Source organism: Arthrobacter woluwensis, assembly GCF_030816155.1.
GTDB lineage: Bacteria > Actinomycetota > Actinomycetes > Actinomycetales > Micrococcaceae > Arthrobacter_E > Arthrobacter_E woluwensis_A.
In genome coordinates this window covers 1-12,202 of the sequence record NZ_JAUSXR010000001.1, presented here as the reverse complement: position 1 = coordinate 12,202, position 12,202 = coordinate 1, and the positions used below count along the sequence as shown (strand labels likewise).

Below are 12,202 nucleotides of genomic sequence, written 5' to 3'. Positions count from 1 at the left end.
GAAAGCACAGATGGTGCCCCTTCCCGCCTCGGGAAAGGGCACCATCTGTGCTTTCGCGTCCGGAACGGGCCGGGCTCAGTCCATGCCGCGCAGGTCCAGGACCAGTTCCGTGTCGCCGTCGGCGCTCAGGACCACGGGGATGCCCCAGTCCTGCTGGTACAGGTGGCAGGCGGCGTGATCGGGGATCTCGCCGTCGGGGCCTTCCGCACCGTCACAGGCCGCCGCGCGGGCGGTGATGTGCAGGATGCCCTCGGTGACCTCGGAGGACAGCTCGAGCGTGCGGTTCAGGCCTTCGCCCGTGCCGCCACCCGAGACCAGGAGCTCGGCCGGGGTCGACGAGATCTTCAGCTGGGTCGGATCGCCCCAGCGGTAGTCCAGCTTCTGGCCCGTGGGGGCGGTGAAGCGGACCGCCAGTTCGAAGGACCCCGGCGCCACGGGCGACGTCGGACGCTGGGTCTGGGAGGCGCCCTCGTCCACCTGCTGTGCCTCGGCCGGGATCGGCACGTAGATCAGCTGGTGCTTGTTGGCCTCCACCACCACGAGCAGCGGCTCCGCGCCCCGGGGGTCGAGGACCACGTCACTGGGCTCGGCGAGGCCGCGCGTCAGGGTGGACACGACGCCGGTCGCCGGGTCGTAGCGGCGCACGGCGCCGTTGTAGGTGTCGGCGATCGCCACGGAACCGTCGGGCAGCACGGTGACACCGAGCGGGTGCTGGAGCCGCGCCTCGGAGGCTTCGCCGTCGCGGAATCCGAAGTCGAAGAGGCCCTTGCCGATGGCGGTCTCCACGGTCACGCGGCCGGCGTCGCCCGTGGGCACGAGGCGGCGCAGCGCGGAGGTCTCCGAGTCGGCCACCCAGATGGAGCCGTCGGGTCCTTCGGCGAGGCCGGAGGACTGGGCGAACCAGGCCGAGTCGGCCGCGCCGTCGAGCAGGCCTTCCAGACCGTTGCCGGCCAGGATGGACACCTCGCCCGTCTCCGGGGAGAACGCGAAGATCTGGTGCACGCCCGCCATGGCGATCACCACGGTCTGCAGCGACTCGGACCAGAGGACGTCCCACGGTGAGCTGAGGGCCACCTGGAGCGGATCCGCGCCGAGCGGCCCGCCGTAGCCGGCGCCGTCGTCGTCCACACGGGCGGGGCCCGCTTCCAGGAGCCGCTGCACGCCACTGCCGGCGAGCGTGGTCACCTCACCGGTGGCGAGGCTGATGCCGCGCAGGCGGTGGTTGACGGAGTCTGCCACGACGACGTCGTACCCGACCCGCGCCGCCAGCTCGGCGGGCAGGAGGGTGAGTCCCTGGGGCTCGTTGAAGCGGGCGCCCTCGGCCCCGCCGTCGACATGTCCCTTGGTCCCGTCGCCATACGCGGACAGGATGGTGTCGAAGTCGTCGGCGAGCTCCAGGACGCGGTGATGACCGGTGTCGGAGACGAGCCAGGAGTCCTGCCCGGAACCGCGCCCGGCGGGCAGCAGCAGGGCCTTGCCCGGGAAGCGGAGCGTCCCGGAGGTCGCCTCCGGCGCCACGTACGGGCCGTCACCGCGGTGCAGAGTGCCCTTGGCCTCGTGCTCCGCGATGAGTTCCGGGATCAGGACGGCAAGCCCGTCGGCGTGGCCTTCGCCGGAGAGGTGCGCCACCACGTATCCCTCGGGGTCGACGACCACCAAGGTGGGCCAGGCGCGGGCGGCGTAAGCCTTCCAGGTGTCCAGCTCCGGGTCATCCAGGACCGGGTGGTGGATCTCGTAACGCTCCACGGCGGCGGCGATGGCCACCGGGTCGGCCTCGTGCTCGAACTTGGGCGAGTGGACGCCGACCGTCACCAGGACGTCGCTGTACTGCTCCTCGAGCGGGCGCATCTCGTCCAGGACGTGCAGGCAGTTGATGCAGCAGAAGGTCCAGAAGTCCAGCAGCACGATCTTGCCACGGAGTTTCTCGAGGGAGAGCTGTTCCCCACCGGTGTTGAGCCAGTTGCGGCCCACCAGCTCGGAAGCGCGGACGCGGGTGGCGCTGCGCACGGAGGTCGCGTTCTCGATGGTCATTCTTTCTCCTTCGGTTCCGGCGTGCCGGCTCCCGGCGTTCCGGGTTCCAGCGTAGAGGCCGCGCCGGCGGTGGGCGCAGTGCGTCCGGTGGGTGAACCGTCCCTCTGGGCAAGACGGGTGAACATGTCGTTGTAAGCGGTCAGCTCGGCGTCGTTATTCCTGTCCGCCGCCCGGTCCTTGCGGCGCGTCTCCCGTTCATCCGAGCGGGACCACATGATGGCGACCCCGATCGCGAGCAGAACGGTGGGCACTTCGCCGATGCCCCAGGCGATCGCCCCGCCGTGCTGCTGGTCCACGATCGCGCTCGGACCCCAGGCACGGCCCAGGTTTCCGAAGTAGTCCGCGGCGAGCAGGCTCGTGCCGCCCATGATGGAGACGCCGAAGAAGGCGTGGAACGCCATGGTCGCCAGGAGCAGCAGGAGCCGCATCGGGAACGGCGCGCGGCGCGGCAACGGGTCCTGACCGATCATGGTCAGCGCGAAAATGTATCCGGTCAGCAGGAAGTGGAGGTTCATCAGCTCGTGGCCCACGTGATCCCGCATGGCGAAACCGAAGAAGTCCGAGTAGTAGAACAGCACGATCGACCCGGCGAAGTTCGCGGCCGCGAAGAGCGGGTGCGTGACCACCTGGGAGAAGCGGGAGTGCACGAAGGCGAGAATCCATTCGCGCAGACCGCGGCTGCCATCCGTGCGGGGTGCGAGCGCGCGGAGCGCCAGGGTGATGGGCGAGCCGATCACCAGGAAGATCGGCGCCACCATGGTCAGGGCCATGTGCTCCACCATGTGGATGGAGAACATGACGTGCCCGTACACACCGGGGGCGCCGGAGATGATGTACGTCAGGGCCGCGAGGCCGATGAACCAGGACACCGCCCGCATGACGGGCCAGCGGTCGCCACGGCGGATGACCTTGATGACACCCAGGGCATAAGCGACGGCGCCGAACACGGCCACCGCGACCCACAGCCAGTCGAGACGCCAGACCGTGAGCCAGCGTTCCGGGGTCAGTTCGGGGGGCAGCTCGTAACCACTGAGGATGAAGGCCGGGCTGGCATCCTCGGAGTACTTGGTCTCGGACGGCGGGGCCGAGGAGGACAGCGCGACGGCGACCGCGCTCGTCGCAGCCATGACGAGCAGCTCGACGCCGATGATCTGCCAGAGCACGCGCTGCGCCGTGAGGGAGCCTTTGGACGGGACCGAAGCGGCCTTGCCCCGCGAGGCCGCGCCGTCGTCATTGCCCAGCCGCGGGATGATCCACGAACGGTGCATGTAGCCGATCGCCCCGAGGACCAGGGCGCAGAAGGTCTTGACCAGCACCAGCTGGCCGTAGGGCGAGTAGAAGAGATTGTGCCAGCTGGTGATGCGGATGGAGGCGCTGATGATGCCGGACACCGTGACCAGCACGAAGCAGAAGAGTGCCAGCGCGGAGAAGCGTTTGAGGGTGGCCGCGGTGATGTCGCGGCGCGGGGTGCCCGAGGCCGGGCGGGCCAGGAGGCCGGAGATGAGGGCCAGGACGGCGATGCCGCCCACCCAGAGCGAGGCCCCCAGCACGTGCAGGCCGATCGAGTTCACGGCGCCGGCGTGGTCGTTGGAACTCGCCGCGTGGCCGTTCAGCGCCGGCGGCACCATGCCGAGGAGTGCCAGGAGCAGCGTGAACGCGAGCGCCGTCGTGTTGCGCAGGCCGAAGCTGGCGGTCGCCACGAGCGCCGCGACGATCACCACGAAGAGCCAGCCCCGGCCCAGCGGGAAGTCGCTCATGAAGAAGACGAGGGCTCTGGTGTACTCGGTGTCGCCGCTGAGGGCCTGCCCGGACACGTTCGCGTAAGTCAGCACCAGCACCGCGATCGCGGACACGGTCCAGAGGCTTCCGGCCACGCCCGCCAGCAGCATGGTCCGGGTGAAGGCAGGGTGTTCCGGCACGTCCTTCGTCTCGCCACCGCGCCGCGGAGCCCTGATCCCCTGCGGCAGCACGACGACGGCGAACGCCAGCGCCGCGACCGTCACGGCCAGGCTGAGGTTGTGGACGGTCTTGGCCACCGGGAGCCCCCAGCGCACCAGGGCGCCGGGATCGGAGAGCTGACGCACACCGGCGGCACCGGTGAACAGCAGGCCGAGGACCAGCGTCACGACCGCCACGGCGATCGCCGCGAACTGCCAGCCCGGTCCCAGCCCGGTCCGGGTGGCCTGGGGTGCGGGACCCTGGGCGGCCTTCCCGTTCGACCCCTGCCCGCGCGCGGGTCTTCCGGGGCGTGAGGAGACCTGGTTCCTGGTGGTTGCTGGCATGCCTCCATTGTCCCGCGCGCGCGAGGGCGGGTCGAATCGGGGGACGCACTTCACAGGGGGCTGTCAGGGTCGGGCAGGACGCTCGTCCCTCTCCGGACTCTGCGCGCGCTCCTGACCACCGTGCACGTCACACTCGAGAAGCGCTCGGCTTCCACGGGCGGGGGCTCCGCGAAGGCCTTTTATGATGACGGGGTGACCCTCGAACAGTCCCTGCTGGGCTTCGCCGCTCTGTCCGTCCTCATCACGATCCTTCCGGGAACGGACACCGCCCTCGTCCTCCGCTATGCCCTGGGCCGGAGCCGCCGTCACGCGTACACCGCGGCGCTGGGCATGATCACGGGCGCGTTCATCTGGGGCGTGGCCGCGGCCACCGGAGTCTCGGCGCTGCTGGCCGTCTCGACTGTCGCGTATGACATCCTCCGTGTCATCGGCGCGGGGTACATGCTCTGGCTCGCCTTCTCCTTCTGGAGGGCCTCCTTCCGCACGGGCGACGGCGCCGTCGACACCGCCTCCGGGCCGGCCACCGTGGCGCCAGAACACCTCGGGAAGACCTGGGCGAAGGGCTTCCTCTCCAACATCCTGAATCCGAAGTACGGGATGTTCTGCCTGGCGGTCATCCCGCAGTTCCTGGTCCCGTCGATCGCTCCCCTCTGGATGGGCCTGATGCTCTCGGTGATCAGCAATCTCGAAGCGGCCCTCTGGTTCACCGTGATCATCACGGCGGCACACTATTTCCGGCGCTGGCTGGACGGGCCCCGGTTCCGCAAGATCATCGACCGCGTGACGGGGACGGCGCTCGGCGCCTTCGGGATCGTGGCCCTGGCGGAGACGCGGCACGGCTGAGGCCGGCGGCTGTTGCGCCGCCGTCGCCGATGTGCGACTATTCCTCTGATCGTGATCCAGTCGCAGGAGGTGAGACCCATGGACGCAGTATCCGCAATGGGCGCTCCCCTCCGCCCACGATTCCGCGGCTGACGCAGCCGCCCCTGGGAGCGCCACACAGCCACCTCGCGAAAGGCGACTCCCATGCACCACGACACTTCTTCTGATTCATCCTCTGCTTCCGGCACCTCCAACCCTCCGGGCCGTCGCGCCCTGGTCCTCGGTGGAGGCGGGTCCACCGGCAATGCCTGGCTCCTCGGAGTCATCGCAGGGCTCGCACACGCGGGCCTCACCGTCACGGACGCCGACCTGATCATCGGCACTTCCGCCGGCGCCACGGCGGCGGCGCAGCTCACCGGTGCCGACCCGGCCGAGCTCTACGAGGCCTCCCTGACACCACCTCCCGCCCGCCGTCCCCAGCCGTCGGCGGGAGACGCGGGACGCCGGGGGCTGGCAGGATCCACCATCAATCACCTGGAACGGACCGACAGGATCATCTCGGAGGCGCACGACGCCGACGACATGCGCCGCCGGATGGCCGCCGCAGCGCTCGAGCTCCCCGGTTCGGCTGACCCGGAGGTCCGCTCCCGGTGGCGCGCGACCGTCGCGTCGCGCCTGCCGAGCCACGAGTGGCCGGAACAACAGGTGTACCTGACGGCCGTGGACGCTCTCAATGGCGAGCCGATGGTCTTCACCCGTGAGAGCGGCGTCCTCCTCGCCGACGCCGTGGCCGCCAGTTGCGCCAGCGGCTTCGCCTATCCTGTCGGGGACCGGCAGTACATCGACGGCGGCTACCGACGCAATGAGAACGCCGACCTCGCCGCCGGCTGCACCCGGGTCCTGGTCCTCTCACCGTTCGGCGGGCGGACGCGCACTCCGCTGGCGTGGGGTCAGCACCTCGGCGCTCAAGTCGACGAACTGCGCGACGCCGGCAGCGCCGTCGAGGTCATCTCACCTGAGCCGGAGGACGAGCACCTCTTCGGCGCCAACGCCATGAACCTCGCCTTGCGCCCGGATGCGGCGCGGGCCGGCTTCCGTCAGGGTCAGAGTCTCGCCGGAGGGCTGGCGTCGTTCTGGGGCGCGTCGGCGGCGGGGTGAGTCTGGGCTGATACCGGCTGTTCCAGTAGGGCGTCGGTGTGGGTGGTGCCCGTCCCTTGTGGGGCGGGCGCCGCCCCTTGTGTGGTCTCGTGGTGGTTCGGTCGTGTGGGTCTGGTCTGGCGAGTCTGGCCGGTTAAACGGGGACAGCCCCCTGTGTGTGGGGGCTGTTGGTGGTTGGTGTTGGTGTTGGTGGTTAAATGACGAGCGGCCCCGAGCGTCGTTGCTCGGGGCCGTCCCTGTGTGGTTGTGTCCGGCGGTGTCCTACTCTCCCACACCCTCGCGAGTGCAGTACCATCGGCGCTGTGGGTCTTAGCTTCCGGGTTCGGAATGGGACCGGGCGTTTCCCCCACGCTATGACCGCCGTAACTCTTTCAAACACCCCGCCCGTGGGTGGGGGTTGGTTTGTAAGGGTCACTGGATCGTTTCCGTGACACGCAACACCGATCCATTGGTTCCCCAGTTGTGGCGGGGTGGTGGTGTTGCTTATTTAGTTGTGGTGGTTCCCTCGTGTCAAACCTGGTGGGTTTGTTGTTTGGGGACCGCATGGTGGACGCGTAGCACAGTTTTTTTGATCCACACCCGGGTGGGGTGTGGTGTGTGGTCAGGTTGTCGGCTTATTAGTACCGGTCAGCTTCACAGGTCGTTAGTCCCTGCTTCCACGTCCGGCCTATCAACCCAGTGGTCTGCTGGGAGCCTCTCGACCCCGAAGGGTCATGGAAATCTTATCTTGAAGCGGGCTTCCCGCTTAGATGCTTTCAGCGGTTATCCCATCCGAACGTAGCCAATCAGCGGTGCACTTGGCAGTACAACTGACACACCAGAGGTTCGTCCGTCCCGGTCCTCTCGTACTAAGGACAGCCCTTCTCAAATTTCCTGCGCGCGCAGCGGATAGGGACCGAACTGTCTCACGACGTTCTAAACCCAGCTCGCGTACCGCTTTAATGGGCGAACAGCCCAACCCTTGGGACCTACTCCAGCCCCAGGATGCGACGAGCCGACATCGAGGTGCCAAACCATGCCGTCGATATGGACTCTTGGGCAAGATCAGCCTGTTATCCCCGAGGTACCTTTTATCCGTTGAGCGACGGCCATTCCACAATGTACCGCCGGATCACTAGTCCCGACTTTCGTCCCTGCTCGAGATGTCTCTCTCACAGTCAAGCTCCCTTGTGCACTTACACTCGACACCTGATTGCCAACCAGGCTGAGGGAACCTTTGGGCGCCTCCGTTACTTTTTAGGAGGCAACCGCCCCAGTTAAACTACCCATCAGGCACTGTCCCTGACCCAGATTATGGGCCGAAGTTAGATGTCCAAAGTGACCAGAGTGGTATTTCAACGATGACTCCACGAACACTGGCGTGTCCGCTTCACAGTCTCCCACCTATCCTACACAAGCCACTCCGAACACCAATACCAAACTATAGTAAAGGTCTCGGGGTCTTTCCGTCCTGCTGCGCGTAACGAGCATCTTTACTCGTAGTGCAATTTCGCCGAGTTCATGGTTGAGACAGTAGGGAAGTCGTTACTCCATTCGTGCAGGTCGGAACTTACCCGACAAGGAATTTCGCTACCTTAGGATGGTTATAGTTACCACCGCCGTTTACTGGGGCTTAAATTCCCGGCTTCACACCGAAGTGTTGACCGGTCCTCTTAACCTTCCAGCACCGGGCAGGAGTCAGTCCGTATACATCGTCTTGCGACTTCGCACGGACCTGTGTTTTTAGTAAACAGTCGCTTCCCCCTGGTCTCTGCGGCCCTTATCCGCTCCGAGGAGCAAGTCCTCTTCACAGTCCGGGCCCCCCTTCTCCCGAAGTTACGGGGGCATTTTGCCGAGTTCCTTAACCATGATTCTCTCGATCGCCTTAGTATTCTCTACCTGATCACCTGTGTCGGTTTAGGGTACGGGCGGCTGGAACCTCGCGTCGATGCTTTTCTCGGCAGCATAGGATCACTGAATCCCCCACAAGGTGGGGTCCCATCACGTCTCAGCCTTAATGTTCCCCGGATTTGCCTAGGGAACGGCCTACCTGCTTAGACCGGGACTACCATCGCCCGGCTCAGCTACCTTCCTGCGTCACACCTGTTAATACGCTTACCTCCCCCGATCAGTTCCCAGCCTCACCACACACCACTTGCCCGAAGGCTCCTGGAGGTGGATTGGGTGGTTAGTATCCCGGGCTCAGTATGGGCGGTTCTTCGCCGGTACGGGAATATCAACCCGTTGTCCATCGACTACGCCTGTCGGCCTCGCCTTAGGTCCCGACTCACCCAGGGCAGATTAGCTTGACCCTGGAACCCTTGATCATCCGGCGGACGGGTTTCTCACCCGTCTTTCGCTACTCATGCCTGCATTCTCACTCGTGTGGTCTCCACCACTGGTTTACACCGCGGCTTCACCGTCCACACGACGCTCCCCTACCACTCCAGACGACTGAACCACGAAGGCTTGTCTACTATCTGAAATCCACGACTTCGGCGGTGTACTTGAGCCCCGCTACATTGTCGGCGCGGAATCACTTGACCAGTGAGCTATTACGCACTCTTTCAAGGGTGGCTGCTTCTAAGCCAACCTCCTGGTTGTCTAAGCAACTCCACATCCTTTCCCACTTAGCACACGCTTAGGGGCCTTAGTCGGTGGTCTGGGCTGTTTCCCTCTCGACCATGAAGCTTATCCCCCACGGTCTCACTGCTGCGCTCTCACTTACCGGCATTCGGAGTTTGGCTGACGTCAGTAACCTTGTAGGGCCCATCGGCCATCCAGTAGCTCTACCTCCGGCAAGAAACACGCAACGCTGCACCTAAATGCATTTCGGGGAGAACCAGCTATCACGAAGTTTGATTGGCCTTTCACCCCTACCCACAGCTCATCCCCTCCATTTTCAACTGAAGTGGGTTCGGTCCTCCACGACGTCTTACCGTCGCTTCAACCTGGCCATGGGTAGATCACTTCGCTTCGGGTCTAGATCACGCCACTCAAACGCCCTATTCAGACTCGCTTTCGCTACGGCTTCCCCACACGGGTTAACCTCGCGACGTAACACTAACTCGCAGGCTCATTCTTCAAAAGGCACGCCATCACAGGTACAAGCCTGCTCTGACGGATTGTAGGCACACGGTTTCAGGTACTATTTCACTCCCCTCCCGGGGTACTTTTCACCTTTCCCTCACGGTACTGGTCCGCTATCGGTCATTAGGTAGTATTTAGGCTTATCAGGTGGTCCTGACAGATTCACACGGGATTTCTCGGGCCCCGTGCTACTCGGGTATCATCCCTCGAGCGGTGCATCAACGCGACAATTACGGGACTCTCACCCTCTATGGTCGACCATCCCAAGCCGTTCATCTACGTCAGCACATTCACACCCGACCAGGTCAGTGACCCTGGTACGGAACAACCCCACAACCCCGACCATGCAACGCCCACTGGCTATCACACATGGACCGGTTTAGCCTGATCCGCTTTCGCTCGCCACTACTCACGGAATCACATGTTGTTTTCTCTTCCTGCGGGTACTGAGATGTTTCACTTCCCCGCGTTCCCTCCACACAGCCTATGCGTTCAGCTGCGGGTGACTACCCATAACAGGCAGCCGGGTTTCCCCATTCGGACATCCTGGGATCAAAGTTCGGTTATCAACTCCCCCAGGCTTTTCGCAGATTCCCACGTCCTTCATCGGCTCCTAATGCCAAGGCATTCACCGTGCGCCCTTAAAAACTTGGCCACACAAAAACCAAGACAAACACCACAACCCACACAACCCCCCAAAGGGGATCACCCAGGCCATGACGCTCGCCTTATAAGATGCTCGCGTCCACTATGCAGTTCTCAAACAACAACCCCACACCCCCATCCAACACACCCAACCGGGCACGCCTTCCAGAAGCAGGGCAACCAAACGAAACAACAACCACCACACACCCCACAAGGAGACATGCGACAGGCCTGTTGCTTCAGGACCCAACAGTGTGTCAACAACCCCAGCACCACCACAACACCAACAACTTTCCAACCACCACAACACCCAAAGGCATCACAGCGGCGTACTCACCACCAGCATCACAGCACCCGTGCAGGAACCGCACCCCCAGCCGGCAAGCCCCCTTGTTTCACAGGAACCCACCAACCATCACGAGGATGTGTCTTTTCGATATTCCACCCATGAGCACCACACCCCAGGAACGAACGCCCTGGCAGGCGGGTTCTACACTCAACCACCACCACAACCCATGCAGGCCACGACAGCGATCTCGTTTGCTCCTTAGAAAGGAGGTGATCCAGCCGCACCTTCCGGTACGGCTACCTTGTTACGACTTAGTCCCAATCGCCAGTCCCACCTTCGACAGCTCCCTCCCACAAGGGGTTAGGCCACCGGCTTCGGGTGTTACCAACTTTCGTGACTTGACGGGCGGTGTGTACAAGGCCCGGGAACGTATTCACCGCAGCGTTGCTGATCTGCGATTACTAGCGACTCCAACTTCATGGGGTCGAGTTGCAGACCCCAATCCGAACTGAGACCGGCTTTTTGGGATTAGCTCCACCTCACAGTATCGCAACCCTTTGTACCGGCCATTGTAGCATGCGTGAAGCCCAAGACATAAGGGGCATGATGATTTGACGTCGTCCCCACCTTCCTCCGAGTTGACCCCGGCAGTCTCCCATGAGTCCCCGCCATTACGCGCTGGCAACATGGAACGAGGGTTGCGCTCGTTGCGGGACTTAACCCAACATCTCACGACACGAGCTGACGACAACCATGCACCACCTGTGAACCAGCCCCGAAGGGAAACACCATCTCTGATGCGATCCGGTCCATGTCAAGCCTTGGTAAGGTTCTTCGCGTTGCATCGAATTAATCCGCATGCTCCGCCGCTTGTGCGGGCCCCCGTCAATTCCTTTGAGTTTTAGCCTTGCGGCCGTACTCCCCAGGCGGGGCACTTAATGCGTTAGCTACGGCGCGGAAAACGTGGAATGTCCCCCACACCTAGTGCCCAACGTTTACGGCATGGACTACCAGGGTATCTAATCCTGTTCGCTCCCCATGCTTTCGCTCCTCAGCGTCAGTTAATGCCCAGAGACCTGCCTTCGCCATCGGTGTTCCTCCTGATATCTGCGCATTTCACCGCTACACCAGGAATTCCAGTCTCCCCTACATCACTCAAGTCTGCCCGTACCCACTGCAGAACCAGGGTTGAGCCCTGGCCTTTCACAGCAGACGCGACAAACCGCCTACGAGCTCTTTACGCCCAATAATTCCGGATAACGCTTGCGCCCTACGTATTACCGCGGCTGCTGGCACGTAGTTAGCCGGCGCTTCTTCTGCAGGTACCGTCACTTTCGCTTCTTCCCTACTGAAAGAGGTTTACAACCCGAAGGCCGTCATCCCTCACGCGGCGTCGCTGCATCAGGCTTTCGCCCATTGTGCAATATTCCCCACTGCTGCCTCCCGTAGGAGTCTGGGCCGTGTCTCAGTCCCAGTGTGGCCGGTCACCCTCTCAGGCCGGCTACCCGTCGTCGCCTTGGTGAGCCATTACCTCACCAACAAGCTGATAGGCCGCGAGTCCATCCAAAACCACAAAAGCTTTCCACCACCAACCCATGCGGGCAATGGTCGTATCCGGTATTAGACCCAGTTTCCCAGGCTTATCCCAGAGTCAAGGGCAGGTTACTCACGTGTTACTCACCCGTTCGCCACTAATCCACCCAGCAAGCTGGGCATCATCGTTCGACTTGCATGTGTTAAGCACGCCGCCAGCGTTCATCCTGAGCCAGGATCAAACTCTCCAAAAAGAAATTCAAAACCCAGCAAACACCAATCCACCACAGGGGCGGCGAATCAGTGATTACCAAAAAAACATTGGTATCAAAAAAACATGACACACTATTGAGTTCTCAAACAACAGACTGCT

At 63.4% G+C, this 12,202-nt stretch carries 4 protein-coding genes and 3 rRNA genes; 2 read left to right on the top strand and 5 right to left on the bottom strand.

Translation table 11 applies throughout. The features are described from left to right. Window positions 1-75: 75 nt before the first annotated feature. Both QFZ52_RS00035 and QFZ52_RS00030 read right to left on the bottom strand, forming a co-directional pair. A complete protein-coding gene (locus QFZ52_RS00035) occupies window positions 76-2,031 on the bottom strand; it encodes an NHL domain-containing thioredoxin family protein (RefSeq protein ID WP_307495581.1) in 1,956 nt (651 codons plus the stop codon). Then, entirely contained in the window at window positions 2,028-4,313 is a 2,286-nt protein-coding gene (locus tag QFZ52_RS00030) for a cytochrome c oxidase assembly protein (RefSeq protein ID WP_307495579.1), read from the bottom strand. The genes QFZ52_RS00035 and QFZ52_RS00030 overlap by 4 nt, the downstream gene beginning before the upstream one ends. A gap of 192 nt (window positions 4,314-4,505) precedes the next feature. Here QFZ52_RS00030 and QFZ52_RS00025 point away from each other — a divergent pair, with 192 nt between their 5' ends. Both QFZ52_RS00025 and QFZ52_RS00020 read left to right on the top strand, forming a co-directional pair. Beyond that, window positions 4,506-5,156: a LysE family translocator gene (locus QFZ52_RS00025; RefSeq protein WP_307495578.1), complete on the top strand. Its 651-nt coding sequence runs from the start codon at window positions 4,506-4,508 to the stop codon at window positions 5,154-5,156. A gap of 183 nt (window positions 5,157-5,339) precedes the next feature. Then, a complete protein-coding gene (locus QFZ52_RS00020; protein WP_307495577.1) occupies window positions 5,340-6,293 on the top strand; it encodes a patatin-like phospholipase family protein in 954 nt (317 codons plus the stop codon). 248 nt (window positions 6,294-6,541) lie between these two features. Here QFZ52_RS00020 and rrf read toward each other — a convergent pair. The 3 genes from rrf to QFZ52_RS00005 form a co-directional block, all read right to left on the bottom strand. Next, window positions 6,542-6,658, bottom strand: a 5S ribosomal RNA gene (rrf, locus tag QFZ52_RS00015). Window positions 6,659-6,890: 232 nt separating this feature from the next. Next, window positions 6,891-10,017, bottom strand: a 23S ribosomal RNA gene (locus tag QFZ52_RS00010). Window positions 10,018-10,558: 541 nt separating this feature from the next. Next, window positions 10,559-12,083 (bottom strand): 16S ribosomal RNA (locus QFZ52_RS00005). Together the 16S, 23S and 5S rRNA genes form the textbook arrangement of a ribosomal RNA operon. Between the last annotated feature and the right edge of the window lie 119 nt (window positions 12,084-12,202).